This is a genomic window from Pseudomonas sp. FBCC-B1565, from assembly GCF_059133265.1.
The window spans coordinates 4699229-4725906 of sequence record NZ_CP101438.1 but is presented as its reverse complement, the minus strand read 5'-3'; the positions used below and the strand labels follow the sequence as shown (position 1 = coordinate 4725906).

At 60.9% G+C, this 26678-nt stretch carries 25 protein-coding genes; 11 read left to right on the top strand and 14 right to left on the bottom strand.

Translation table 11 applies throughout. The annotated features are described in order from the left end of the window. The first annotated feature begins 81 nt into the window (after positions 1-81). On the top strand, positions 82-831 hold the full coding sequence (locus NL123_RS21835) for a sulfite exporter TauE/SafE family protein (protein ID WP_248487156.1): 750 nt from the start codon (positions 82-84) through the stop codon (positions 829-831). Here the strand turns inward: NL123_RS21835 and NL123_RS21830 are convergent. Beyond that, a complete protein-coding gene (locus NL123_RS21830; RefSeq protein WP_248487158.1) occupies positions 821-1702 on the bottom strand; it encodes a LysR family transcriptional regulator in 882 nt (293 codons plus the stop codon). The genes NL123_RS21835 and NL123_RS21830 overlap by 11 nt on opposite strands. Positions 1703-1772: 70 nt before the next feature. Between NL123_RS21830 and NL123_RS21825 the strand changes: the two genes are divergently transcribed. Next, positions 1773-1979 carry a DUF1127 domain-containing protein gene (locus NL123_RS21825; protein WP_071496297.1) on the top strand — a complete coding sequence of 69 codons (207 nt, stop codon included), beginning with the start codon at positions 1773-1775 and terminating at the stop codon, positions 1977-1979. 45 nt (positions 1980-2024) lie between these two features. Continuing rightward, complete coding sequence (locus NL123_RS21820; protein ID WP_248487161.1) at positions 2025-3254, top strand: winged helix-turn-helix domain-containing protein; 1230 nt, start codon at positions 2025-2027, stop codon at positions 3252-3254. 117 nt (positions 3255-3371) lie between these two features. Here NL123_RS21820 and NL123_RS21815 read toward each other — a convergent pair whose 3' ends face one another. Then, positions 3372-4718, bottom strand: a complete 1347-nt coding sequence (locus NL123_RS21815; RefSeq protein WP_071488516.1) for a class II 3-deoxy-7-phosphoheptulonate synthase — start codon at positions 4716-4718, stop codon at positions 3372-3374. Between the two features lie 124 nt (positions 4719-4842). Here NL123_RS21815 and NL123_RS21810 point away from each other — a divergent pair, with 124 nt between their 5' ends. Beyond that, positions 4843-5598 (top strand): spermidine synthase, encoded by a 756-nt coding sequence (locus NL123_RS21810; protein ID WP_494356324.1) that lies wholly within the window; start codon positions 4843-4845, stop codon positions 5596-5598. Between the two features lies 1 nt (position 5599). Here NL123_RS21810 and NL123_RS21805 read toward each other — a convergent pair whose 3' ends face one another. Further along, on the bottom strand, positions 5600-6391 hold the full coding sequence (locus tag NL123_RS21805; RefSeq protein ID WP_494356323.1) for a crotonase/enoyl-CoA hydratase family protein: 792 nt from the start codon (positions 6389-6391) through the stop codon (positions 5600-5602). 423 nt (positions 6392-6814) lie between these two features. On the opposite strand from NL123_RS21805, the gene NL123_RS21800 reads away from it, so the two are divergent. Next, positions 6815-8488, top strand: a complete 1674-nt coding sequence (locus NL123_RS21800; RefSeq protein WP_058427958.1) for a DEAD/DEAH box helicase — start codon at positions 6815-6817, stop codon at positions 8486-8488. Between the two features lie 75 nt (positions 8489-8563). Here NL123_RS21800 and NL123_RS21795 read toward each other — a convergent pair whose 3' ends face one another. Then, positions 8564-9331, bottom strand: a complete 768-nt coding sequence (locus NL123_RS21795) for a DODA-type extradiol aromatic ring-opening family dioxygenase (protein WP_494356322.1) — start codon at positions 9329-9331, stop codon at positions 8564-8566. A gap of 103 nt (positions 9332-9434) precedes the next feature. Between NL123_RS21795 and NL123_RS21790 the strand changes: the two genes are divergently transcribed. Continuing rightward, positions 9435-10085 carry a thiopurine S-methyltransferase gene (locus NL123_RS21790; protein ID WP_248487167.1) on the top strand — a complete coding sequence of 217 codons (651 nt, stop codon included), beginning with the start codon at positions 9435-9437 and terminating at the stop codon, positions 10083-10085. A gap of 150 nt (positions 10086-10235) precedes the next feature. Here NL123_RS21790 and htpX read toward each other — a convergent pair whose 3' ends face one another. Further along, the gene (gene htpX / locus NL123_RS21785) at positions 10236-11123 is read right to left on the bottom strand and encodes a protease HtpX (RefSeq protein ID WP_071496291.1); all 888 of its coding nucleotides are present in this window, start codon (positions 11121-11123) and stop codon (positions 10236-10238) included. Between the two features lie 304 nt (positions 11124-11427). After that, complete coding sequence (locus NL123_RS21780; RefSeq protein WP_016978462.1) at positions 11428-12639, bottom strand: pyridoxal phosphate-dependent aminotransferase; 1212 nt, start codon at positions 12637-12639, stop codon at positions 11428-11430. Positions 12640-12841: 202 nt separating this feature from the next. Between NL123_RS21780 and msrB the strand changes: the two genes are divergently transcribed. From msrB to NL123_RS21765, 3 genes are all read left to right on the top strand, one after another. Next, the gene (gene msrB, locus NL123_RS21775; protein WP_248487170.1) at positions 12842-13234 is read left to right on the top strand and encodes a peptide-methionine (R)-S-oxide reductase MsrB; all 393 of its coding nucleotides are present in this window, start codon (positions 12842-12844) and stop codon (positions 13232-13234) included. Positions 13235-13418: 184 nt separating this feature from the next. Next, positions 13419-13904: a glutathione peroxidase gene (locus tag NL123_RS21770; protein ID WP_248487172.1), complete on the top strand. Its 486-nt coding sequence runs from the start codon at positions 13419-13421 to the stop codon at positions 13902-13904. Further along, the gene (locus NL123_RS21765) at positions 13901-14380 is read left to right on the top strand and encodes a MarR family winged helix-turn-helix transcriptional regulator (RefSeq protein ID WP_494356321.1); all 480 of its coding nucleotides are present in this window, start codon (positions 13901-13903) and stop codon (positions 14378-14380) included. The genes NL123_RS21770 and NL123_RS21765 overlap by 4 nt, the downstream gene beginning before the upstream one ends. On the opposite strand, the gene NL123_RS21760 is transcribed toward NL123_RS21765, so the two are convergent. Further along, positions 14334-16643, bottom strand: coding sequence for a hybrid sensor histidine kinase/response regulator (locus tag NL123_RS21760; RefSeq protein WP_494356320.1), 2310 nt, complete (start codon positions 16641-16643; stop codon positions 14334-14336). The genes NL123_RS21765 and NL123_RS21760 overlap by 47 nt on opposite strands. A gap of 163 nt (positions 16644-16806) precedes the next feature. On the opposite strand from NL123_RS21760, the gene NL123_RS21755 reads away from it, so the two are divergent. Together NL123_RS21755 and NL123_RS21750 are read left to right on the top strand one after the other, a co-directional pair. Further along, positions 16807-17697: an ATP-binding protein gene (locus NL123_RS21755; RefSeq protein WP_248487178.1), complete on the top strand. Its 891-nt coding sequence runs from the start codon at positions 16807-16809 to the stop codon at positions 17695-17697. After that, on the top strand, positions 17694-18176 hold the full coding sequence (locus tag NL123_RS21750; RefSeq protein WP_058427948.1) for a GAF domain-containing protein: 483 nt from the start codon (positions 17694-17696) through the stop codon (positions 18174-18176). Before NL123_RS21755 ends, NL123_RS21750 begins: the two co-directional genes overlap by 4 nt. 24 nt (positions 18177-18200) lie before the next feature. Here NL123_RS21750 and NL123_RS21745 read toward each other — a convergent pair whose 3' ends face one another. The 7 genes from NL123_RS21745 to NL123_RS21715 all read right to left on the bottom strand — a co-directional run bounded on the left by NL123_RS21745 (position 18201) and on the right by NL123_RS21715 (position 26677). Then, on the bottom strand, positions 18201-21836 hold the full coding sequence (locus NL123_RS21745) for a transporter substrate-binding domain-containing protein (RefSeq protein ID WP_494356319.1): 3636 nt from the start codon (positions 21834-21836) through the stop codon (positions 18201-18203). Between the two features lie 8 nt (positions 21837-21844). Further along, positions 21845-22471 (bottom strand): response regulator transcription factor, encoded by a 627-nt coding sequence (locus tag NL123_RS21740; protein ID WP_248487185.1) that lies wholly within the window; start codon positions 22469-22471, stop codon positions 21845-21847. A gap of 250 nt (positions 22472-22721) precedes the next feature. Further along, entirely contained in the window at positions 22722-23123 is a 402-nt protein-coding gene (locus NL123_RS21735; RefSeq protein WP_494356318.1) for a response regulator, read from the bottom strand. Positions 23124-23295: 172 nt separating this feature from the next. Then, complete coding sequence (locus tag NL123_RS21730; protein ID WP_058427944.1) at positions 23296-24627, bottom strand: deoxyguanosinetriphosphate triphosphohydrolase; 1332 nt, start codon at positions 24625-24627, stop codon at positions 23296-23298. Positions 24628-24698: 71 nt separating this feature from the next. Continuing rightward, complete coding sequence (locus NL123_RS21725) at positions 24699-25862, bottom strand: EAL domain-containing protein (RefSeq protein WP_494356317.1); 1164 nt, start codon at positions 25860-25862, stop codon at positions 24699-24701. A 93-nt stretch (positions 25863-25955) separates the two neighbouring features. Continuing rightward, positions 25956-26297, bottom strand: a complete 342-nt coding sequence (locus tag NL123_RS21720; RefSeq protein WP_058427942.1) for a hypothetical protein — start codon at positions 26295-26297, stop codon at positions 25956-25958. After that, positions 26294-26677, bottom strand: coding sequence for a phage holin family protein (locus tag NL123_RS21715; RefSeq protein ID WP_012723020.1), 384 nt, complete (start codon positions 26675-26677; stop codon positions 26294-26296). Before NL123_RS21715 ends, NL123_RS21720 begins: the two co-directional genes overlap by 4 nt. Position 26678 lies beyond the last annotated feature (1 nt).

The window sequence follows — 26678 nt, the reverse complement described above, 5'->3', positions numbered from 1 at the left end:
AGCCATTGTGCGTTGCTGTGCGTTTCCGCGCCAGAGCCGACTGCGTAGCATGCAAGGCCTGGGATTGCGGAGTAACAAGCGGTGTTGGATTTAATGATGTACCTGATCTTGGGCGCGGCCCTCGGCACGGTGGGCGGCCTGTTTGGCATTGGCGGTGGGTTGATTGCCATCCCGGTGCTGGGCGTGTTGTTCGGCCTGGACCAGCAATTGGCCCAAGGCACCGCCTTGGTGATGGTGGTGCCCAACGTGATGCTGGCGCTGTGGCGCTATCACCAGCGCAACCGTATCGAGCTGCGCCATGCGTTGCCGCTGGGCGTCATGGGTTTCACGTTTGCCTGGCTGGGTTCGATCTGGGCAGTGGGCTTGGACGCGGGTGCGATGCGCATCGGTTTTATCGCCTTCCTGTTGACGCTATCCGCCTACAACTTGCTGCGCATGTTCACCCGTAACGCGCCGCCGACGGCGCAGATGCGTTATTCCTGGCCATGGCTTGGGGTACTGGGTGCCGCCTCCGGGTCCATGGGCGGTTTGTTTGGCGTAGGCGGGGCAGTGGTCGCAACGCCGGTGTTGACCAGTTTGTTCGGCACGACCCAGGTGGTTGCCCAAGGTTTGTCCCTGGCCTTGGCCTTGCCGAGCACCGGCGTGACGTTGGTCACCTACGCCTGGCACCAGGAAGTGGACTGGATGATCGGCGTGCCGTTGGCCGTTGGCGGCTTGCTCAGCATCAGTTGGGGCGTGAAGGTCGCCCATGCATTGCCGGAGCGCGTGCTGCGCGGCCTGTTCTGCGGCTTCCTGGTGGTGTGCGCGGTGATGCTGACTTTTAAAGTTTGAATCCTTCGAGGATGTACTCCGCCAGGCAGTCAGTGATGGGGGAGGTCATCGCCGGGTTGCGTAGCAATCGAAGCGTCATCGATGGCAGCGGCGGAAAACCTTCTTCGCTGCCGAGCACCCGCAGATCGTCGGTCACCAGGCTTTCCATGCTGACCATCACCGCCAGGCCGGAACTCACCACGGCCTGAATCGCCGCCACGTTGGAACTGTGGTAGGCCAGTCGGTAGTCCCGCCCCGCGGCGTCCAGTGCCGCACGGGTCCACTGGGTGCAGAAGCTGTCGACCCCGGAAATTGCCAGCGGCAGCGCGTCGTGTTCGTCCACGCAGAAGCAAGGCGCGGCCACCCACACCATGCGCTCGGTACGCAGCAACTCGCCGATTTCATTGCCGGGTTCGCGGCTGATAACGGTCAGCGCCAGGTCCCGGCGCTGCATCAACACCGTCGACGCCTCGCAGTGCATCTCGATCTGGATCAGCGGATATGCCTTGGAAAACCGCTTGAGGATGCCTGGCAGGAAACGCATCACGTAGTCGTCCGGCGTGCCGATGCGCACCAACCCGACCATGTGCGGCTCGCGCAGGGTGTTGAACACTTCGCTGTGCAGTTTCAGGATGCGCCGCGCATAGCCCAGCAAGACCTGGCCCTCGGGCGTCAGCCGCACCTGCCGACCATCGCGTTCGAACAACTTGCGCTGCAATACGTCTTCTTCCAGGCGTTTCATCTGCATGCTCACCGCCGATTGTGTGCGGTTGACCCGTTCGCCAGCGCGGGTAAAGCCGCCCTCGTCAGCGATGGCGACGAAGGTGCGCAGCACTTCAGTGTCGATGCTCGGGTAGCCGGACAATTGATCAATCTCCGAGATGCATTGCATAAAAAACATTCGTTGGATTGATCATAAGGCCAGGCACACACTTGCGCCATCCCCACTGGAGGGCGAGAAGATGAAAGGTCAAAGAGGTTTTGTATTGCTGGCGAAACGTCCGTTTGCCGGGCTGTTTCACAAGGTTGCGCGCTGGCAGGCGCTGCATGAGGAGCGCCAGATGCTGGCGACCTTGAGTGATGATGCGCTCAAGGACATCGGCCTCAATCGCGGCGACGTGGAGCAGGAGCGCCACCTGCATTTCTGGCAAGACCCGCTGCGAAAATAATCGCGGATGCAGTAGGGTAGTCGGCGAGTCCCCACGGAGAAACCCATGCCCGCCGACCTGTCTTTTTCACTCAAGCAAGCTCGACGCATGGCGCTGGCGGCCCAGGGTTTTTCCGGACGCCAGGCGCCTGCACTGATCAAGGCTGCGCACCTCAACCGCATGATCGAGCGCCTGGGCGTGTTGCAGATCGATTCGGTCAATGCCGTGGTGCGCTCCCATTACCTGCCGCTGTTTTCCCGCTTGGGCAACTACTCCCCGCTGATACTTGAACAGGCCGCCTGGAGCCAGGGGCGGCGGCGTTCGCTGTTCGAATATTGGGGGCATGAGGCATCGCTGTTGCCGATGGCGCTGTACCCGCTGATGCGCTGGCGCATGGAGCGGGCCAGGCAAGGGCAGGGCATTTATTCGCAAATGGCACGTTTTGGGCGTGAGCAACAGGCCACTATTCAGCGGGTGCTGCAGACCGTCGAGCAACAGGGCGCGCTGGGTGCCGGCAGCTTGTCGACCCGCGAGGAGCGCGCCGGCCCGTGGTGGGACTGGAGCGACGAAAAGCACGCGTTGGAATGGCTGTTTGCCGCTGGCCTGGTCACGGTCGCCGGCCGGCGCGGGTTCGAGCGGCTCTATGATTTGCCGGAGCGGGTCATTCCCGGCGATATCCTTCAAACCTCTGTGACTGAAACCGAGGCCCAGCGCGGCTTATTGCTGCACAGCGCCACCGCGTTGGGGGTCGGTACTGAAAAAGACCTGCGTGATTACTTCCGTCTCGACCCGGCCGACAGCCGCACTCGCCTTGCTGAATTGGTGGAAGACGGTCGATTGTTGACGTGCCAGGTACAAAGCTGGAAACAACCGGCGTACTGCCTGCCCGATGCCAAAGTGCCGCGCAAAGTGCCGGCCAGCGCCTTGTTGTCGCCATTTGATTCGCTGGTCTGGGAGCGCAGTCGCACCGAGCGGCTGTTCGACTTCCGTTACCGGCTGGAGATCTATACCCCGCAAGACAAGCGGGTGTACGGCTACTACGTGCTGCCGTTCTTGCACAACGAGCGGATCGCCGCGCGCGTCGACCTGCGCGCCGAACGCGCCAATGGGCGCCTGGCGGTGCATGCGGTGCACGAAGAAGAGCCGGGGTTGGATGAGGAAGGGATGTTGGCGCTGGCGCAGAACCTGCGGCAAATGGCCGACTGGCTGGGGCTGGAGCAGGTGCAGCTCAACTGCCAAAGGCCCAGTGCCGACCGGTTGCGGGCGGCGATGATCAGCATGGGGGTTGGTCTTTAGGGCCTCATCGGGGGCAAGTCGAATCGTCGCACCGCCCCTCCCACACTTGAATGTATTCACAGATCAAAATGTGGGAGGGGGCTTGCCCCCGATGAGGCCCTGAAGGCAACTGAAAACTCAGCGTTTGACTTGCTTCAATGTCTCGGCAATCAGAAACGCCAACTCCAGAGACTGATCGGCATTCATGCGTGGGTCGCAGTGGGTGTGATAACGGTCCGACAATCCATCCTCGGTGATCGGCCGCGCGCCGCCGATGCACTCGGTGACGTTCTGCCCGGTCATCTCGATGTGAATCCCGCCGGCATAGCTGCCTTCGGCCTGGTGCACCTGGAAGAACTCCTTCACCTCGCCGAGGATCTGCGCAAAGTCGCGGGTTTTGTAGCCGCTGCTGGCCTTGATGGTGTTGCCATGCATCGGGTCCGAGCTCCACAGCACCTGCTTGCCCTCGCGCTGCACGGCACGAATCAGGTGGGGCAGGTGATCGCCGACCTTGCCCGCGCCCATGCGCGCGATCAGGTTGAGGCGGCCGGGGTCGTTGTCCGGGTTGAGGATATCGATCAGGCGGATCAGGTCATCCGGGTTCATGCTCGGCCCGACCTTGACCCCGATCGGGTTGTTCACCCCGCGCAGGAACTCGACGTGAGCGCCGTCCAGTTGGCGAGTGCGATCGCCGATCCACAGCATATGGGCCGAGCAGTCGTAGTAGTCGTTGGTCAGGCTGTCACGGCGTACGAAGGCTTGTTCGTAGTTGAGCAGCAGCGCTTCGTGGGCGGTGAAGAAGCTGGTCTCGCGCAGTTGCGGCGAGCTGTCCATGCCGCAGGCGCGCATGAAGGCCAGGGTTTCGTCGATACGGTCGGCCAGTTGGCTGTATTTTTCAGCCAGCGCAGAGTTGGCGATAAAGTCCAGGTTCCACTTGTGCACCTGGTGCAGGTCGGCAAAACCGCCCTGGGCAAAGGCGCGCAGCAGGTTCAGGGTAGCGGTGGACTGGTGGTAGGACTGCAGCAGGCGGTCCGGGTCCGGCACGCGGCTTTTCTCGTCGAAACCGATGCCATTGACGATGTCGCCACGGTAGGCGGGCAGGGTGACACCGTCGATGGTTTCATCGTTGGCCGAGCGCGGCTTGGCGAACTGGCCCGCCATGCGCCCGACCTTGACCACCGGGCAGCCGGCGGCAAAGGTCATCACGATAGCCATTTGCAGCAGCACTTTGAACGTGTCGCGGATTTTCGCGGCGGAGAACTCGGCAAAACTCTCGGCGCAATCGCCGCCTTGCAGCAGGAACGCGCGGCCCTGGGTTACCTCGGCAAACTGGCGGCGTAACTCGCGGGCTTCACCGGCAAACACCAGTGGCGGGTAGCTGGCCAGGTTCTGCTCCACTTGCAGCAAGTGTGCAGCGTCCGGGTACCGGGGTTGTTGCTGGATCGGCAGGGCGCGCCAGCTGTCGGGGCTCCAGGGTTGGCTCATCATGAACTCGATTGGCTGATTGACGGTGGGGCGCCAATGTTATCAGCAATTAGTGCGTGACCTGTTGCCGCCGGTTGGCCGACAATCGCGCCTTTGCCGTGCAGCAAACCCGTTAGGAGTAGTGATGACCGAGGAGCGTGTCGAGCGCCTGCTGGCCGAAGTCCATGATGATTTCGGCATGATCCGTGTGCTCGAAGTGGCCGATTACCGTTTTCTCGAGTTTGGCGACGCCATCGAGCAAAGCTGCGTGTTCACCGCTGATCCGAGCTGGCTGGAGTACGACTACACCCGTGCGATGCTGATCGGTGCGTTGTGTCATGAACAACCCGAGAGCGCGCTGTTCCTCGGCCTGGGCGCCGGCACGCTGACCCAGGCGTGCCTCAAGTTCCTGCCGCTGGAAGATGTGGAAGCCATCGAACTGCGCCCCGATGTGCCACGTCTGGCCATTGAGTTCCTTGGGCTGGATGACGACCCGCGGCTGTACATCCGCATTGGCGACGCATTGCAATTGCTGGAGACCGCCGAGTCGGCCGACCTGATTTTCGTCGACCTCTATACCGATGTCGGTCCCGGCGTCGGGCATCTGGCGTGGACCTTCCTGGAGAACTGCCAGAAAAAACTCAACCCTGGCGGTTGGCTGGTGATCAACCAATGGGCCACCGATGATGGCAAGCCGCTGGGCGCGGCATTGTTGCGCGGGTTGTATCACCGGCATTACTGGGAGCTGCCGGTGAAGGAGGGCAATGTGATTTTGCTGGTGCCTTCGGAGCTGGATCAGGCGCTGGATCTGGAGGCACTGTCCGCTCGCGCCGAGGCCCTGGCATCGAAGTTGGGGTATTCGTTGCAGCCGTTGATCAAGGCGATTCGCCCGGCGACCTGAGCTAGATGCCTTTGAATATGCCGGGTCGCTTCTCAATCATTGCCCGCACACCTTCCTTGGCATCCTCACTGTTGAGCAATTTGTCCACCATCGGCGGCAACGCCTCAGCCGCCACGGCTTCGCCTTCCATGCGCGCCAGCCGTGCCGACATCAACGTAGCCTGCACGCCCAGCGGTGCCTGGCGGGCGATGCGGTTGGCGAGTTCGACGGCGCGGGGCAGCAAGTCCTCGCTGGCCATCACTTCCTGCACCAGGCCCAGGCGCAGGGCTTCATGGGCATCGAACTCGTCGCCGGTGAGCAGCCAGCGCATCGCGTTGCCCCAGCCGGCGATCTGATGAAGGCGCAGCGTCGCGCCGCCGAACGGAAAGATGCCACGCTGCACCTCCATCTGCGCAAAGCGCGTGTTGCTCGCACAGAGGTTGATATCTGCGGCCAGCATCAACTCTATCCCGATGGTCAGGCAGTAGCCCTGGGCCGCGACGATCACCGGTTTGCTCACGCGCGGGCCGGCAAACACGCCCCACGGATCACAACCGCCCAGAGGCGGCTGCCAGCCACTGGCCATCACGCTGCTGACATTGGCCAGGTCCAGCCCGGCGGTAAAGTGGTCGCCATGGGCAAATACCACGGCCACCCGAGCGTCGTCATTTCGATCAAATTCGCCATACGCCAGGCTCAGCTCATTGAGCAGGTCGAGGTCGAACGCGTTGCGTTTGGCCACCCGGTCCAGACCCAAAAGCAAGACATGACCCTGGAGTTCACGACTGACGCGGCTGCTGCTGGCTTGATTCATCGGGTGTGCCCTCGGGCGCGGGGAAAGGTTTCGGACCAAAGGACCGCAAAGGTCAGGTGAACCGTTTAAGCGTTATGACCAGCAGGGCCGGGCCTCTGAAAAATAGACCCTGGCGGTGTTATCTGCAAAGACTGTGATGCAGCGCGGTTTATCGGTGCCTTACGATAAAAAAAGCTCCCTTTTTCAGCTATTTCCGGTATAGTGCGCGCCGGCCTTTAACCGGGCCGCGTTTAGGTAGCGCAATTCCCCGAAGTCAGCTTCGGCTGCACGTCCGCACAGCGGACTCTCCCTTGACGAATCTTTTTCATTCATTCGTTTTCGCAAATCCCCGCCGACAAAGCAGCCAGGGCGACTCTTGAGTCTCAACACGGCATGCGCAGCTTTGGAGCATGGGTCTTTGCGGATGCACTTAGAGGCAGACCCATGACCCAGGAAACCGGCGGCTTCGCCGCTTTTAATCTTAACCCGAATATTCTTGCAGCAGTCGCAGCGACCGGCTACGAAGAACCTTCGGCGATTCAGCAGCAATCGATCCCGATCATCATGGCCGGCCAGGACATGATTGGCCAGGCGCAAACCGGTACCGGTAAAACCGCCGCGTTCGCCCTGCCTATCCTGCATTGCATCGATCCTGCCAAGCGCGAACCGCAAGCCCTGATCCTGGCGCCAACTCGTGAGTTGGCGCTGCAAGTAGCAACCGCTTTTGAAACCTACGCCAAGCAAATGCCAGGCGTAACCGTTGTGGCCGTTTACGGCGGCGCGCCTATGGGCCCGCAACTCAAGGCAATCCGCAATGGCGCACAGATCGTTGTCGCCACCCCGGGCCGTCTGTGCGACCACCTGCGTCGTGACGAGAAAGTCCTGTCGACCGTGAACCACCTGGTTCTGGACGAAGCTGACGAAATGTTGAAGCTGGGCTTCATGGATGACCTGGAAGTCATCTTCAAGGCACTGCCACCGACCCGTCAGACTGTATTGTTCTCGGCCACCCTACCGCAGTCGATCCGTGCCATTGCCGAACGCCACCTGCGCGATCCGCAACACGTGAAAATCCAGACCAAGACCCAGACCGTTACCGCGATCGAACAGGCTCACCTGTTGGTTCACGCTGACCAGAAGACCTCGGCTGTATTGAGCCTGCTGGAAGTCGAAGACTTCGACGCCCTGATCATGTTCGTGCGCACCAAGCAAGCGACCCTGGACCTGGCCAGTGCCCTGGAAGCCAAGGGCTACAAAGCCGCTGCGCTGAACGGTGACATCGCCCAGAACCAGCGTGAGCGCGTGATCGACTCCCTCAAGGATGGCCGCCTGGACATCGTTGTAGCGACCGACGTTGCTGCCCGTGGCCTCGACGTTCCACGTATCACCCACGTGTTCAACGTTGACATGCCATACGACCCAGAGTCCTACGTGCACCGTATCGGCCGTACCGGCCGTGCCGGTCGCGAAGGTCGTGCACTGCTGCTGGTGACTCCGCGTGAGCGCCGCATGCTGCAAGTGATCGAGCGTGTGACCGGTCAGAAAGTCGCTGAAGTGCGCCTGCCGGATGCCCAGGCAGTTCTCGATGCCCGCATCAAGAAACTGACCAACAGCCTGGCGCCACTGGTGGCCGACGCTGAATCGACCCACGGCGACCTGCTGGACCGCCTGACCGCCGACATCGGTTGCACCCCGCGTGCCCTGGCTGCAGCCCTGCTGCGCAAGGCAACCAACGGTCAGGCCCTGACCCTGGCGGCCATCGAGAAAGAACGTCCACTGGTGCCGAACAGCGCGCCACGCGGTGATCGTCCAGAGCGTTCCGGCGACCGTCCAGACCGTGGTGATCGTGAGCGTCGTGCTCCGGTTCCATTGGCTGAAGGCCGTGCGCGTTGCCGTACCGCGCTGGGCGCGCGTGATGGCATTGCTGCCAAGAACCTGCTGGGCGCTATCCTCAATGAGGGTGGCCTGGCACGTGAAGCCATCGGTCGCATCCAGGTCCGTGACAGCTTCTCCCTGGTGGAGCTGCCTGAAGACGGTCTGGAAAAACTGCTGACCAAGCTGAAAGACACTCGCGTTGCCGGTAAGCAGCTCAAACTGCGTCGCTACCGCGAAGATTGATCCGCCCTTGGGCTGATTGATCGCAAGTAAAAAATCCCCGACTGGTTCGGGGATTTTTTTTGCCTGAAACTTACCTTAGCCGAAGCGGTAGATGTCCATGCCCAGCGCGCCCATGGTGAATCCCTGGTGTGCCACGCTGAATTCGCCACCGGCACCTCGTGCAAAGTACAGCGGCAGCAAGTGTTCATCGCTGGGATGGCTGCGCACGGCATTCGGTGCCAGGCGGCGATAGTCGTGCAGCGCGGTTTCATCGTTGGCTGCCAGCTTATCCACCACCCAATCGCGGAAATCCCGCGCCCATGGCTCGATGCTCTCCGGTCCCGCGTGCCAGTCCAACTCGCCCAGGTTGTGGGTGATGCTGCCAGAGCCAATCAACAACACACCTTGCTCACGCAGGCCCGCAAGAGCATGCCCGACGCGGGTCTGCAGGGCAGGCCCCATACGACTGGGCAACGACACCTGCACCACCGGGATATCTGCCGCCGGGTACATCAGCGACAGCGGCACCCAGGTGCCGTGGTCGAAGGGGCGACGGTCATCGATGCGCGCAGGCAGGCCATCGGCGTGCAGCAGCTCGACAATCTTGCCGGCCAGCTGCGGGTCACCCGGTGCCGGGTACTGCACGGCAAACAGCTTGCGGGGGAAGCCGCCGAAGTCGTGCCAGGTTTCGGGCGCGGCGCTGCCGCTGACCAGGAGTTCAGAGCTTTCCCAGTGCGCCGACACCACCACGATTGCCTGGGGCCGTGGCATCTCGGCCGCTAGCCGTTGCAGCGCCGGGCCACTGGCGCCGGGTTGCAGGGCGAGCATGGGCGATCCGTGGGAGATAAACAGGCTGGGGAGCATAAGTAGGGTCCTGAGCGTTAACATGGGCCCATCTTCAATCAGATCATTGATCTAAATCTAATATAAGTTTTAGTGCCATTTGATCGAATTTCATGGAGGATCTATGGAGCCTAAGTTTTGGCAGGAGCGCTGGGCGAATAATCAGATCGGCTTTCACTTGCCCGAGGTCAACCCCTACCTGCAACGGCACTGGCCGCGGTTGGCCGATGGCGCCAAAGTATTGGTGCCGCTGTGTGGCAAGAGCCTGGACCTGATATGGCTGGCCGCCCAAGGTTTGCATGTGCTCGGTGTAGAGCTTTCTGAGCAGGCGGTCGAGGCGTTCTTCAACGAACAAAATCTCGTCCCGCGAATCACCGAACGTGGCGCGTTCAAGGTGTACCAGGCAGATTTGATCGAAGTGTGGTGCGGCGACTTTTTTGCCCTGGAGCCTGAAGTGTTAGCTGGTTGCGCTGCGCTTTATGATCGCGCCGCACTGATCGCTTTGCCGCCGCTGATGCGTGCGCAATATACCGAGCATTTGAATGCTTGCCTGCGTCCTGGCTGTCAGGGCCTGCTGATCACCCTTGACTATGACCAGACGCAAAAAGCCGGCCCGCCCTTTGCGGTGGCTGACGATGAGGTGGCGGTGCTGCTCGGGCCGCACTGGGCGTTGAAGGTGCTTGAGGAGCAAGACATCCTGGGGGAGAGCTGGAAGTTTGTGCAGGACGGCGTCACACGGCTGGATGAACGGGTGTATCAGTTAACCAGGCGCTGAATTTACCGATCGCTATCGGGGGCAAGCCCCCTCCCACTTTTGATGTGTGAACGCATGCAAAATGTGAGAGGGGGCTTGCCCCCGATGAGGCCTTCAGACCTGCAAAAAAGGGGCGATCAGATCGCCCCTTTTTTGTGTTGCTGTCGCCTGTCAGCCCCGACGACGCAACGCGTCGATCCGTTCTTCCAGCGGCGGGTGGCTCATGAACAGGCGAGCCATGCCCTGCTTGATACCGCCGTTGATGCCGAAGGCGGTCAGGCTGTCCGGCATATGCACCGGCAGGCCTTGTTCGGAGCGCAGGTGTTGCAGCGCTGCGATCATTGCCCCGGTACCGGCCAGGCGTGCCCCGGCTTCGTCTGCACGGAACTCCCGTTTGCGCGAAAACCACATGGTGATCGCGCTGGCCAGGAAACCCAGCACCACTTCGGCGAAGATGGTCGCCACGAAGTAGGCAATGCCGCGGCCGCCTTCGTTCTTGAAGATGACCTTGTCGACAAAGTTGCCGATGATCCGCGCGAAGAACATCACGAAGGTGTTCACCACACCCTGGACCAGCGCCAAGGTGACCATGTCACCGTTGGCCACGTGGCCGATCTCGTGGGCCAGCACGGCTTTCACTTCGTCGTAGGAGAAGCGTTCCAGCATGCCCTGGCTGACCGCAACGAGTGCGTCGTTCTTGTTCCAGCCGGTGGCAAAGGCGTTGGCTTCATAGGCCGGGAAGATCCCGACTTCAGGCATCTTGATGCCGGCCTCGCGCGACAACTCCTCGACGGTTTGCAGCAACCATTGCTCATGCCGGGTACGTGGCTGGGTGATGACCTGGGTGCTGGTGCTCATCTTCGCCATCCACTTGGAGATGAACAGCGAGAACAGCGAGCCGGCAAAACCAAAGACCGCACAGAATACCAGCAGCTGATTGAGGTTCAGGTCAACCCCGTTGGCCGCCATGAACCCGTTGAAGCCGAAAAGGCTCAAGGTGATGCTGGCAATCAGCACGACCGCAAGGTTAGTGGCCAAGAACAGCAGGATGCGCATCATGGTTGTAGAGTTCTCCTCATGCTTAATATGTCGCGTACTGCGGGGTATATAAGGTGCCGCATGGGGTGATTCAACCGAGCGACTATTTCAAACTGTGTCCTACAGCCTGAATGTAGAGGCTTGAAGGGAATTTCCGATAGGGAAAAGGTCGTTTGATCGGTTCACCGTTGCCTTGAAGCCCTGTGATTATGGGGTGTGGGGGGCTTTTTCGGCGCCAGCGAGGTGGCAAGGTAGAAGAGGGGCAGAGAAGTGTTGCCAGATACTCGCCGTACGACCGATTGCCGGTCGTACGGCGCCGTTTCCCTTACTGGCGATAGGACTTGAGGAAGTTGCCGATACGACCGATGGCCATGTCCAGGTCATCCACGCGCGGCAACGTCACCACGCGGAAGTGATCCGGCCACGGCCAGTTGAACGCGGTGCCTTGCACCACCAGTAGCTTTTCCGACAGCAGCAGGTCGAGCACGAACTTTTCGTCGTTGAGGATCGGGCATACCTTGGGGTCGATCCGCGGGAACGCATACAGCGCTCCCATGGGTTTTACGCAGCTGACGCCCGGGATCGCATTGAGCAGTTCCCAAGTGCGGTTGCGCTGCTCCAGCAGGCGGCCTTGGGGCAGGACCAGGTCATTGATGCTCTGGTAGCCGCCCAAGGCGGTCTGGATGGCGTGCTGGCTCGGCACGTTGGCACACAGGCGCATGTTGGCCAGCATGTCGATGCCTTCGATGTAGCTCTGGGCGTTGTGCTTGGGACCGGAGATGGCGATCCAGCCGGAGCGGAAACCCGCCACGCGGTAGGACTTGGACAGGCCGTTGAAGGTCAGGCACAGCAGGTCTGGCGCCAGGGAGGCAGTGCATACGTGCACGGCGTCATCGTAGAGGATCTTGTCGTAGATCTCGTCGGAGAACACCACCAGGTTGTGCTGGCGTGCCAGCTCGAGCATGCCCAGCAGCACTTCCTTGGAGTAAACGGCGCCGGTCGGGTTGTTCGGGTTGATGATGACCAGGGCCTTGGTGTTCGGGGTGATCTTGGCCTTGATGTCGGCCAGGTCCGGGAACCAGTCGGCGCCTTCGTCACACAGGTAGTGCACCGGGTGGCCACCGGCCAGGGTCACGGCGGCGGTCCACAGCGGGTAGTCCGGCGCCGGTACCAGTACTTCGTCGCCATTGTTGAGCAGGGCCTGCATGGACATCACGATCAGTTCGGACACGCCATTGCCCAGGTAGATGTCCTCGATGCCGACACCTTCGACCTGCTTCTGCTGGTAGTACTGCATCACGGCCTTGCGCGCACTGAACAGGCCTTTGGAGTCGCTGTAGCCTTGGGCAGTGGGCAGGTTGCGGATCACGTCCTGGAGGATTTCGTCCGGCGCTTCGAAACCAAAGGGCGCCGGGTTGCCAATGTTCAGCTTGAGGATGCGATGGCCTTCCTCTTCCAGGCGTTTGGCGTGCTTGAGCACTGGGCCGCGAATGTCGTAGCAGACGTTGGCGAGCTTGTTCGATTTGCTGACCTGCATGGCGATGTGATCCTGAAAATGAACGATCCAGACGGTGTGGGCACTACCGTACTGTGAATCCTGCGAAGGCCGCACCCATAAATACGTTTGAATGCCGGTAGCGCGGGTGCCAGACTGGCGTTTTGAAGAGGCGCAATCATACGTGCCGCCTGATCCATGGAAAAGACACAGATCAGGCTTTTTCAGTTGCCGAGGTGTACCGATGGAAAAGTTGCAGAAAACGCTGGAGGAATGGCGGGAAATGCTCGACCCCGCGCAATATCAGGTGTGTCGACTGAAGGGTACTGAGCGCCCGTTCTCCGGCAAGTACAACGCCACCACCACGGATGGCGTGTACCACTGCATTTGCTGCAACGAACCGCTGTTCGATTCCAGTACCAAGTTCGACGCGGGCTGCGGCTGGCCGAGTTTCTACGAGCCGATCGCCGACAGCGCGATGATCGAGATCCGCGATGTCAGCCACGGCATGATCCGCACCGAAGTCACCTGCGCCAAATGCGATGCGCACTTGGGCCACGTGTTCCCGGACGGCCCGCCGCCGACCGGCTTGCGGTACTGCATCAATTCGGTGTGCCTGGACCTCGTCGCGCGTTGAATTGAACGGCGCGGCACCCCTGAGCCCGGCTTGCCGGCGATGGCGATCTCACGGACGCTATCGCCGGCGAGCCGGGCTCCTACAAGGGAGGGGTGATAGCGAGGTATCAATTTTGCCAATTAAATTGCATGCAATTTAATTGCCTACTATCTTTTCCCTTCTTTCCCCCCATCGAGGCACTGCCATGAGCAACAACCTGCTGAGCATTCCTTGCACCACCATCAAGGGTGAGCAAAAGACCTTGGCCGATTTCGCCGGCAAGGCCATTCTCGTGGTCAACACGGCGAGCAAGTGCGGCTTCACCCCACAGTACAAAGGCCTGGAGCAACTCTGGCAGCAGTACAAGGACCAGGGTTTGGTGGTATTGGGGTTTCCTTGCAACCAGTTCGGCAAACAAGAGCCCGGTAACGAAGGCACGATTTCCGAATTCTGCGAGCTGAATTTTGGTGTCAGCTTCCCGCTGTTCAAAAAGATCGACGTGAATGGCAGCGACGCCCACCCTTTGTTCGTACAGCTGAAAAAGCAGGCACCGGGCCTGCTGGGTTCCAAGGGGATCAAGTGGAACTTCACCAAGTTCCTCATTGGCCGTGACGGCCAGGTGGTCAAGCGTTTTGCCCCGACCACCAAGCCGCAGGACCTGACCCAAGAGATTGAAGCCCTGCTCAAATGACCGTCTCCCTGGCGCTCGACCATCAACTGTGTTTCAAGCTCTACGCAGCGTCGCGGGCGGTGACCCGTGCCTACAAGCCGATGCTGGATCAACTCGGCCTGACCTACCCGCAGTACCTGGTGATGCTGGTGCTATGGGAGTGGCATGCCGCAACGCCGGCGCAACCCACGGTCAAGGCCTTGGGCGAACGCCTGATGCTCGACTCTGGCACGCTCACGCCGCTGCTCAAACGCCTTGAGCAGCTCGGCTGGGTCAGGCGCCAGCGCAGCGCCAGGGATGAGCGCGAAGTGCACCTGGGCCTCAGCGAAAGCGGTATGCAACTGCGTGACCAGGCCCATGGCCTGAAGACCCGGCTGCTGTGCGACAGCGGTATCGACCTGAACCAGGCCGACACATTGCGCGATGGCCTCGACCAGTTGCTCCGGCAGATCACAGACTTGTCGCCTTCGGCACCCACAGGTCCAGCAATCCGCTGAGCTCCTCGCGGCGAAACGGCTTGGCCAGGTAGTCATTCATGCCTGCGGCCCGGCAACGCTCGCGTTCTTCCGACAGGGCGTTGGCGGTCAGTGCGACGATCGGCAGGTCCGGCCAGCGCCCGCTGCGACGGATCTGTCGGCTGGCCTCGTAACCATCCATCACTGGCATATTGCAGTCCATCAGCACCATGTCGAAGGGTTGTTCCTCAAGCAGCCTGAGTGCTTCGCCACCGTGGGCGGCCACGATCACCTCACACCCCAGTTTGCCGAGCATGCCCTTGGCCACCAGTTGGTTGACCGGGTTGTCCTCCACCAGCAGGATGCGCGCCCGGTGCATCAGGGGCGCAGCGTCCATCTGGATCGGGTCGAGGATCAGTTGCGCTTCGCTGCGCAGGTTACGTTGCAGGATCTGATACAGCGCGTTGCGGCTCAACGGGCGCGCCTGTTGCTGCAACGGTGCCAGTGCCGCGACTTCTTCGCTGGGCATGAAATTGCCATAGGCGGTCACCAGCAGGATGGGGGCGCTAATGGCGGGGCGCAGGCGGAACAGGCATTCGGGGCAGTCGGTGATCAGCAGGTCCGGGGTTTGCCCGCTCAAGTCATCGTCTTGCGTGTAGCAGTGCGGTGTCAGCCCCCAGTGGGGCAGCAGGGTGGTGAGCAGCTCTGTCAGGCCACTGCCGACACTGGTAATGGCGATGACGTCACCCTTGAGCGGTGTCGGTTGCACCGCAGGCAAATGGATCGGCAACGGCAAGTCTGCGCAGAATTGGCTGCCGAAGCCCACCTCCGAGCTGATGCTCAAGCGGCCCTGCATGGCTTCACACAGGTTGTGCGTCAACGCCAGGCCCAGGCCCGTGCCGCCAAACTGACGGGTGATGCCGGCACCGGCCTGGGTAAAGGGTTGGAAGATTTTCACCTGGGCTTCCTGCGCAATGCCGATGCCGGTATCACACACCTCGATGCGTACCCGGCCCTCCTGCGCGCTGAGGCGAACATCCACACGGCCGAAGCGGGTGAATTTCAAGGCGTTGGACAGCAGGTTACTGACGATTTGCCGCACGCGGGTCGGGTCACCCAAGACCTGGGCGGGAAACTGCGGGTCGATCAGGCAGGTCAGTTCGACGCTCGGCGCCGCGTTCTGCGACAGCAGGTTGGCGGTGTCTTCCACCAGTGAACCCAGGTCGAACGGGATGTGCTCCAGCTCCAACTGGCCGGCGTCGAACTTGGACAGGTCGAGGATATCGTTAAGCAATTCCACCAGCACCTTGCCCGAGTCATGGGCGATGGACAGTTGCTGGCGTTGCTCGGCGTTGAGCGGGCTGTCCAGCGACAGCGCGATCATCCCCAGCAGGCCATTGAGCGGGGTGCGAATCTCGTGGCTCATGTTGGCCAGGAAGGCCGCCCGCGCCTGGGCCATGCCCAGCGCGTGCATTTTTGCGGCTTCCAGTTCGTCGTTAGACTGGCTCAGCCGCTGGTTGCTGGCCTTGAGCTCCAGGGTGCGGGCGGAGACGATGTCTTCCAGTTGCCCCAGATACTCGGTCAGCCGATCTTCAGCGTGACGGCGTTGCTGGATCTCCGTCTCCATGTTCTCGAACTGCTGGTTGGCAACGTTCACCAGCACGCCGATCTCGTCGTGCTCGTGGCCTGGCGGGCAGTCCAGGCGGGCCTGCCGGCGATTGCTCAGCTCGCGGATGATGCGCACCAAAGGCTGGGTCAACATTACGTAGAACAGGCCCAGCAGGATGCCGGTCAGCAACAGGCTGCGGGCGAAGCCGTTGAGTAGCGTGATCTCGGCACGGCGCAGAAAGCGGCTGCCAAAGGCGTAGGTGTCCACATCCAGGCGCAGCACCCCAAGGGACTCGTTGGGCATGTGACTGAGGAACAGCCGGTCCTCAAACTGGCGGTTGGCACCGAACAGGAAGTCGCTGATAGGACGGTAGGTGCTTTCTTTGCGCGGGCGGTCGACATCGGCCAGCACCACGCCGTTGTTGTCGATCAACTGGGCGTGGACGATGGCGGGGGAGTGCAAAAGGCCCAGGGTCAGTTCCTGGGCCAGTTCGGCGTCGATGTTGTAGGCGATGCGTGACGCGGGGTTGTGGCTGATTTCGATCAGCGAGCGAATTTCACGGTTGATGGATGCATCTTCGCTGGCATAATCAATACCGATTTGGATCAGGCTGAGCAAGGTTCCCAAGACGAAACCGACCAGCACAGTCAATCTGGCTTGTTTATAAGACAAGCGGTGGGCGAACTTGATATCCATCGAGTGTTGAACCACTTCACGTTTCCCTTCGCCCGGCAAGCATAGCTGAACATCCACAAGCTCTGGCTTACCCGGCATGAATCGTTTTTTACGCAGCCTCGTGCGGTCTGCCGCAGGGTTGCCAATACGCCATCTTTTGCAAGAACTTGCCAGAGGAATAATCGTGGACTCTCGATTGAATGCCTTTCTTGAACGGGCTGAAACCGTGCTCGCCCGCCTGGAGCCGTTGTTGCCCGCGCCGCGCCAAGCCATCGATTGGAACCAGTGCCTGGCTGCGCGCTGGCAGCGCGAAGGCCGCAGTGGTTTCCTGTTGCCGCTGGACGTGAGCCTGGACATGCGCCTGTCCGACCTGATTGGCGTGGACAAGCAACGTGAAACACTGGCGCGCAATACCCAGCAATTCATCGATGGCCTGCCCGCCAACCATGCACTGCTGTGGGGTTCGCGTGGCACCGGTAAATCGTCCATGGTGCGCGCGTTGCTGGCCCAGCATGCCAAGGCGGGCCTGCGCCTGATCGAAATCGAGCGTGATCATCTCGCTGATCTGCCGCGTGTGGTCGAGCAACTGCTCAAGTTGCCGCAGCGCTTTATCCTGTTCTGTGATGACCTGTCGTTCGAGGCCGGCGAAGGCGATTACCGCGTGCTGAAAAGCGTGCTGGACGGCTCCCTCGAACAGGCTCCGGAAAACGTGCTGCTGTACGCGACCTCCAACCGCCGTCACCTGGTCCCGGAGAACCAAAGCGACAATGACAACTGGAAACGCGTGGATGGCGAGCTGCACCCCAGCGAAGCGGTGGAGGACAAGATTGCCTTGTCCGACCGTTTTGGCCTGTGGCTGTCGTTCTATCCGTTTACCCAGGAGCATTTCCTGGATGTGGTGGAGCACTGGATCGGCGAGCTGGCGAGCAAGGCCGGTTTGCAATGGCAGCGCGATGAAGCCCTCGACATCCTCGCCGTACGCTGGGCGACCGGTCGCGGCAACCGCAACGGCCGTTGCGCGTACCAATTTGCCCGTTACTGGGTAGGCCTTAAATTGTTGGAGCTTCAACCATGATCGATCTACACAGCGCAGGCACCGGCCTGGATGGCTATGCGATGCTCTGCGCGCAACTGGAGTCGCTGCTGGCCGATGAGCGCGACTTTATCGCCAACAGTGCGCAGTTCTCCGCGTTCCTGTTCAATCAACTGGACGACTTGAACTGGGCCGGCTTCTATCTGAACCGTAACGAAGAGCTGGTGCTCGGACCGTTCCAGGGCCAGATCGCCTGTGTGCGCATTCCCTTTGGGCGCGGGGTCTGCGGGGCGGCTGCCGCGACGCGGCAGACCCAGCGGGTGGAGGATGTGCATGCGTTCCCCGGGCACATTGCCTGCGACAGCGCATCGAACAGTGAGCTGGTGGTGCCTTTGGTCAAGGACGGCAAGCTGGTTGGCGTTCTTGACCTCGACAGCCCGTCGCTCGCACGCTTTACGCTCCAGGACCAGGCGGGCATTGAACAGCTGGCGGCGATTTTCCTGCGTCTGACCGACTGCTGATCACGCAAGGGGCAGCAATGCCCCTTACTGACCCTCCGGGCTGTGGAGCTGCACTTGCAGCAACCGCTCCAGTTCCAGCATGAACTTTTCCAGGGTTTTCGCACCCGCCTCGATTAACGCCCAGTCATCGCCACGGGCGCACGCCTGTTCGAGGGTTTCGCACTGCCCGGCCAATGAGGCCGCCTGAACAATACGGGCGGCACCCTTGATCTTGTGGGCCTGCTCAATGATCTCCTGAAGCGGGGCGTGTGCGGTTATCAGCGCGGTCAGTGCCTGGCGATCATTCCGGCTGCTGCTCAACAGCTCCTCCAGCAGTCGCCCATTCAACTGTGGATCGCCGCCGGTCAACGCCTCGAAGTTGCCAAGGTCCAGGTGCAAGTCCACTGTTTGAGGGGCGATCTGCGCCAGTTGCCGCTCCAGGGTCGTGAGGCTGATGGGTTTGAACAGGCAATCGTTCATGCCGGCCTGAGCACAGCGTTGTTTCTCTTCAGGCTGTGCATTGGCGGTAAACCCAAGCACCACGCACGGTGCCAGTTGCTCGCGCTGTTCGTATTCGCGAATCGAACGACTCAACTCGTAGCCATTCATGATGGGCATGTTGCAGTCGGCGATGACCAAGTCGAAGCGTTCCTGGCGCCATGCCTGGAAACCGGCTGCGCCATTCTGGGCTGCGGTGAACTGGTGGCCCAGGTAGCCCAGTTGCTGGCACATCAGCAAGCGGTTGGCGGGATGGTCGTCCACCACCAACACATTGAGTACCGGCGTGGTTGCGGGCTTCTCGGGTTTCTGTTCATCGGCTGCCTGTTCCGGCTGCAGTCGCGGCATTCGCAGGTTGACATGCACCTGGGTGCCCACCATGGGCACACTGCTCAGGCTCAGCTCTCCACCCATCATTGCGCACAGGCTGCGGCAGATCACCAGCCCCAGGCCCGCGCCGCTCCTGGCGAGCTGCCCGGAATTGTCGGCCTGGGCAAAGGGTTCGAACAGGCGTTTCTGGTCATCGCGGCTGATACCTATCCCGGTATCCTCCACCACCAGCTTCATCTCGACCTGTTGCGCCAGTTCGGTGGGCAATACGTCGACGCGGATTTTTACCTGGCCACGTTCGGTGAACTTGATGGCATTGCTGATCAGGTTCGACAGCACCTGCTTGAAGCGCAGCGGGTCGATCAGGACTTCGGTGTCGTCCTGGTCGGGTTTGAACTCAAGGGACAGGCTGAGGGTTTTCTGGCGCGCCAGGCCGTCGAAGACACGCACCACCGACTCGATCACCTCGCGCAGGTTGACCCGTTCCGGCGCCAGGCTCAGGCGGCCGGACTCGATACGTGCGATGTCCAGGATATCGCCGATCAGCTCCAGCAGGTCCTTGGCCGAGTTGTACGCGACTTCGATGGCCGGGCGATCCAGGTGGCCATGGTCGGCGCGTTTGAGGGTCAGCTCCAGCATGCCGATCACCGCGTTCATCGGCGTACGTATTTCATGGCTCATGGTCGCGAGGAACGTGCTCTTGGCCCGATTGGCTTCGTCGGCGCGCTCTTTGGCCGCGCGGATCTCATCGAACAATTGGCGGCGCTCGCTGATGTCAATCCAGCCACCGATGATCCCTTGCACCTCCCCGGTAGAATCGCGGTAGGGCAGGATCCAGTGATAGATCGTCAGTTTTTCCCCGCGGATATGCAGGGTGCGGTCCAGGATCAGCGGGTTACCTTCGGCCATTACCCGCTGGTAGTCGGCATGGTACTGCTCCGCGTCCGTCTCCAGGGCTTCGCTCATCTGCAGGGCACTTTTGCCGATCACATCCTCGCGCTTGACCTCAAACACTTGCAGGTAGCTGTCGTTGCAGGTCTGCAGCAGGCCTTTACGATCACGCACATAGATGGGGTGCGGGGTTTCATTGACCAGCGCGCGCATGAATTCGAACTGATCGTTGAGGGCCCGCTCGGCCATCTTGCGGTGCTTGATCTGACGGCGCATGTAGGCGTTCCAGGCCAGGGAGATCAGCAGTAGCAGCCCGGTGCCGATGATGATACGGGCTATCAGTTGGTGGTAGTCGCGCCAGTAGCTGTCGGAGGCGGCGGTGTAGCCCCGCCAGCGGCTGTTGATCACCCCCAGTTCATCCGGGGCGATGCTCAACAGGGCCTTGTCGAGGATCGAGCTGAGTTCGGTGGCACTGCGCGATGTGGCCAGGGCAAACATGGCCGGGAAGGTGCCGATGCTCGTACTCATCTGCAGCTTGTCCTGGAACACCTGGGACGACAGGAAGTAGTTGGCGACCACCAGGGAGTTCACCGCGCCTTCCACGTGTCCCTGGGCCAACAGTTCCGAAGCCTTGAAGGTGTCGCTGGCTTTTACCAGTTGGACCTGGGGAAAGTCGCGACGAAGGATAGCCTCCAGAGGGTTGCCCGGCGTGATTGCCAGGCGTTTGCCGGCCATCTGCTCCAGGTTAGAGGGGGCATTGGGTTCTTTGCGTGTCAGCAGGACATAGGAGTTTTCCAGGTAGGGCCGGCTGAAGTTCAGTTGCGCCTCCCGCTCGGCGCTGGGCACGATGGCCCCGATAATGTCGGCCTTGCCGGTGTCCACCTGCTCGATCATTGCGTTGACGTCGCGTTCGCGCTGGATCTCGAAGCGCAGCCCGGTGCGCAGGCGGACCAACTCCAGCAGGTCGGCGGTGATGCCGCGAAAGTTGCCGTCGGCATCAAAAAAGGTCAGGGGTGCGAAGGTTTCATTCACAACCACCTTGACTACCGGATGGTCTTTCAACCAGCGCTCTTCGCGTTGGGTCAGTTGCAGTTTCTGGTCGGACAGCAAGATGTCGCTGCCGGCGCTCCAGCGCTTGGCGATCATTTCCCGTTCGTTCATGGGCACGGTGGTCAGAACCGCGTCAACAATACTCAAGAGGGTGCGCTGGTGTTGGGGCATGGCAAAGCTGAACCCGTAGGCTTCGTGTTTACCGAAGTTGGCCATGCGGATGTTCTTCAGGTAGCCCTTGTTGATCATGTAATGGGTGGAAATGGTATCGCCGAGGAACACGTCAGCCTGGTCGAACGCCACCGCATTCAGGGCATTTTGATAAGAGGGGTAGGCACGGATGATTGCCTGGGGGTACAGCTTTTCCACTTCGTCCAGGGGCAGGTAGTGGTAGACCAGGGCCAGGCGCATGCCGGCCAGGCCATCGTTCAGGCTGCGGGTTTCACCTTCGCGGGTGACCAGCACCGGTTGGTCGACGGCATAGGGTTCGGACAGCGTGAGGTTCGGGTTCGCCGCCTCGAAGCCGTTGGAGGAGCCCAGTAGGTCGATATCCCCGGTTTCAAGCGCGCGGATCGCCGCTTCACGGGAAGGGTAGCGCAGTACTTTCACTGGCAAGGCCAGCGCCTTGGCCAACAGGCCGGCGTAATCAGCGGTAAGTCCTTCGTAGTCGCGACCGCTGGACGTGAGGTCGAACGGAGGATAGTCAGGGGCCGCAGTGCCCAATACCAGTTCGCGCTTGTTTTGCAGCCATTGGCGCTGGGTCTTGTTGAGGTTTGTTTCCAGTTGAACGGAGCCTGCACGGCTCAACAAGGTGAAATGTTCCGGGCCCGTTTGATGGTTCGCGAGCACGGCGGTGCTCAAGCACAAACCGGCACTCAATATAATCAGATAGTCCTTTATACGCCTGGGCATCCGCTTTCTCACACTAGCGCGTTTCGTTTTGCCATCTCGATAAGTTCTACCAAGGATTTGGCTTGAAGTTTTTGCATCAGCCTCTTTTTGTAAGTGCTTACTGTTTTGTTGCTCAGAAACATACCTTTCGCAATTTCCTTATTGGTGCGGCCTTGTGCAAAAAGTTGCAAAACCATAAGTTCGCGGTCGTTGACGTTCTTGAACAGTTCAAGTTCCTGGGAGTCGCAGCCGTCTGCACCACTGCTGTTCAGTGCCTGGCTGGGAAAGTAGTTGTAGCCGGACAACACCGCACGGATGGCGCTCAGCAATTCGCTCAGGTCGCCTTCCTTGCATACGTAGCCGTCGGCGCCCGAGCGCATGCAGCGTGTGGCGAACAAGGTGGGGGACTGGGCCGTCAGAATCAGGGTTTTCATCTGCGTGTTCATGGCGTTGAACCGGCAGAGCACCTCGAGCCCGTCGAGCTTGGGGATGCTGATATCGAGGATGATGAGGTCAGGCAAGCATTCGCGGACCATTTGTATGGCATCGCATCCGTTGTCCGTTTCTCCCACCACTTTGTAACCTTCGTGTTCCAACAACATTCGGATGGCAAGCCGTATAACCGGGTGGTCATCGATAATAAAAACTGAGTTCATGATCACATTCCGTGCAAGTGCAAATAAAGCGGGCACATTAGCTCAGAAGGGGAGGTGGGAGCATGAGCTCAGGGGGGAGTAGATATAAAACAGGAAAGTTCCTACATTAAAAAAGGTAAAGGCCTACCCGTTGCTCAGGCTGTGCGAAGTGAAATGCCAGCGCTTGTGAGATGAATGAATTAAATCTTGCCGCTATGGAATTAGCTGGCTCGGTACAGAGCATTTTCTTCGGGGCCTGATGTTTAAAATCCTACATGTGTGACCTGAGTAATGGGCAGATCAAACGTGCCAGCTCATCTTTGTTGAGCGGTTTTGACAAATAGCCGAGCAATGGCAGGCCACGGTCCACCGCTTGGGCTATCAGGGCGGCGAGTTCTGTCGCGGGCAGCCCGCTCAGGAGGATGGCAGTGGTGGTAAAGCGTCGGCGACTGGCGATTTCAATCAGCTCGAGTCCCGGCAGGTCGGGCAGGCATTGATCGCACAGGATGATGTCGAAGGGCATCTCGGCCCGCGACATTAAACAGATAGCCTGTTCGGCGTTCTCGGCGGGGGTCACCCGTGCGAAGCCGAAGTTTCTGAGCAGGCACTGGGTGGCGAGGAGTTGAAAGGGATGATCCTCCACCAGCAGGATACGAAGCGGATAACTGGGCATTGGGGGGCACACGGTGAGTCAAGCGTCGATGGAGGGCGCGTAGGAACAATTCGCCTGGGTCGCCCGGAGCATGCGTGAGTATTCATCGGGTGCTTGTGCGAATTCGATCAGGCCGCTCTGTTCCCTTCGTAGGTCGATTCCTTTCGGGCAATAGGCGGCTTGATCGTGCTCGTCATTGGGGGCTGGAGCGCCCGGTCATTTCCCGGGCCATTTCGGTGGCATAGCTATCGGTCATTCCGGCGATGAAGTCGATCATGCGCAGGAACGAGGCGTGCAAAGGCCATTGGGGGTTCGGCGCGTTGTTACCCAGCAGGTCGAGAATGCGCCGATTCTTGAACGACGGCGTACGCCCGCCATGCTGCTCCAGGGCTGCACCGCAAAAGGCGTTCAGCAGAATTTCCAAGGTGGTGTAGGCGCCGATTTCATGCAATGTCTTGCGCTTGTCCTGGAAGATCTTCTTGCGTGCCATGTCCTTGGCGTCCAGCACGCAACGCTTGGCCGGGCCGTGCATGTGCTCCACCAGGTCGCCGGGCAGGGTGCCGGCGAGCAAGGCATCCTGTTGTTCGACAAAGGCCCGCGCGGCCGCGTTGGTCAGGTGTTCGATAGCCTTGCCGCGCAGGATCGCCAACTTGCGCCGCCGGGAGTCCTGCGCGCCGAGTTGACGATAGGTCTGCGGCAGGTCATCGCCTACCAGGTCGAGCAGCAACGACTCGACCTCGGTGTATTCCAGCAACTCCATTTCCAGGCCGTCTTCCAGGTCGATCAAGGCATAGCAGATGTCATCGGCTGCCTCCATCAGGTACACCAGCGGATGCCGGGCCCAGCGCTGTTCTTCGAGTTGCGGCAGGCCGAGCTTGTGGGCGATCTGCTCGAGGATCGGCAATTCACTCTGGTAACAGCCGAACTTGTGTTTCTTGTAGCCCAGGGAGTCGGCGTGGCGGGCGGTCCAAGGGTATTTCAGGTAAGTGCCCAGGGTGGCGTAGGTCAACCGCGTGCCGCCGTCGAACTGGTGATATTCAAGCTGGGTGAGCACGCGGAAGCCTTGGGCGTTGCCTTCGAAATTGAGGAAGTCATTCCGCTCGGCGCTGCTCATGTCATCCAGCCAACCGCGTCCTGCGGCCTGCTGGAACCAATGGCGGATGGCGTCTTCGCCGGAGTGCCCGAACGGCGGGTTGCCGATGTCATGGGCCAGGCAGGCCGATTGCACCACCATGCCCAGGTCGCTCGGGTCGCACCAGTCGGGCAGGGCGCTGCGCAGGGTTTCGCCGACGCGCATGCCGAGGGAGCGGCCTACGCAGCTGACTTCCAGGGAATGGGTCAGGCGTGTGTGGATGTGGTCGTTGCTGGAGACCGGGTGCACTTGGGTCTTGCGGCCCAGGCGGCGAAATGCGCCGGAGAAGATAATACGGTCATGGTCTTTGTGGAACGGGCTACGGCCCAGTTCTTCCGGGCTGTGCAGCGGTTTACCTAGACGTTCGCGAGTCAGCAGGGTGGGCCAATCCAAGGCGGGTACTCTCCGTGCGGTGAATGACCCTCCCAGCTTCCCGGTTCAGCGCGGGCTGGGCAAGCGAAAATCTACAGCCCGGCCGCGTCGATATCGATTAACAGCAAACGCTGACCGTTATCAAAGAATTGTCCGGCGGTGAGGCAATACTGGTTGGTGGTCGCGTCGCGGTAGGTCGAGGAGAGGGTCAGACGGCGCTCGTCCCACCCTTCGGCCAACAGGTGGTAGAAGTACGGGCGCCACGACCAGTTGTGGCCCAGATAAAGGCTGTCGGCCTGCCAGGCGTCCTGGCGCCATTCGAAGTTGGGCGTCAGCTGAGTGCCGTGTCGGTCGCATTGGTAGAAGCGCAGCAGCCAGGGGAAAGCCGGCAGTTGGGGCAACTGGCTCAGCGGCGCTTGTGCCTGAGCCCAGGTTTGCAGGATTTTCATCAGCTCGGCCAATTGCTGGCGCAATTGCATGATGCGCCCGCGTTCCGCCAGTTTTTGCTGAACGTAGGCTGTGCGCAACTGGGCAAAGCGTGGCACGAAGGCGTCGGCGGCAAACCAGTCCAACTGTGCCTGGGCAAACAGATAGCCCTGCACATACCGCGCGCCGCACTCCAGGGCGAAGCTCAACTGTGCTTCGGTTTCCACGCCTTCGGCAATGATCCAGCAGCCGGTTTTCTCGGCCATCTGTGCCAGCGCCCGCACCACTTCGCTGCTCGGCCCACCGCGGGCGGCTTCCTGGAACAGGCGCATGTCCAGCTTGAGAATGTCCGGTTGCAATGCCAGCACCCGGTCGAGCTGGGAATAGCCGGCGCCGAAGTCATCGATGGCGATACGCGCACCGGCCTCGCGGTAACGCGCGACCACGTCGGCCAGGCGTTGGATGTCGCCACCCAGTTCGGTGATCTCGAACACGATCCGCTGCGGGTCGACACCATGGCTATGAATCTGTTTCAGGCTCGGCAGGGCTTGGCCCGGACGCAGGCGGTTGATCCAGCGCGGCGAGATGTTCAGGCTCAGGAACCAGTCGGCGGGCGCTTCATGCAAGCGGCTCAGTGCATTGTCGCGAATCTGCCGGTCGAGACGGCGCAAGGTCACGCCTGGGGTGCGCGGGTCGGCGAACAGCGGCCCCACCGATTGCAGGCGCCCGTCGGCCTGGCGCAGTCGGCCGAGGGCCTCGACGCCGGCGATGCGGCCGGTGGCGGTATCGATAAAGGGCTGGAAGCATGCGAGCGGTTGCCCGTCGATCACGGGGCCTCCTTAAGCGAGGTGGCTGAAAAAAGGCCCGGCCCTCGAAAACGAGGGTCGGGCCGATTCTGTTAGCAAGAATGCAGCCAGCCAGGCTCAACTTTTGCGCGAAGTGCCCTGCATGGCCAATTTGATCAGCGGGATCAACCCGGCACCGAGACGCACCAGGCGTGTCAGGCTGCTGATACCGCCGCCCTTGGCGCCTTTGCCGGTGAAAAAGCCCATCAGCGTCACCGCAGCCACGCCCCACAGCGGCGCGTGCTTGATGCCCAGGCTGTCTTGCCAGTGACTGCCCAGGTTGCGCACCTTGTTCAACGGCAGCATCAATTGCTGGGACTCGTGGCGGATTTCCTGACGGTGCATTTCCATGCGCAGGCGGATCAACGCCTTGCGCATTTCCCGCCGTGACGTGTTTTTTGGCATTTCAGTCAGGCTCATGGCAGCAAGCGCTCCCGATCATTGGCCAGTTCTTCGAGGGTGGCATGGAACGGCGTGGATTCATCGAACACCGCCGCTTTCAAGCGCACCCCGCAAAAGGCTGCGGCCAGGCTGTAGAACACGCAGAGGCAGATGATGCCGGTCAGGCGGTAGCCGGTGTCCCACACCAGGATCATCACCAGCGTCGACAGCCCCACCAGCAACAGCAATGCAAACACCAATGCCAGGCCGGCAAACAGCAGCAGGCTGACGGTGCGGGCCTTCTGTTCCTGCAATTCGATGCCAAACAATTCGACGTGGCTGTGCAGCAAGCCCAGCACGGCCGCGCCCAGACGCCTTGAGGTAGTGCCCGTGGACGAGCCAGTTTCGCCGATAGACATG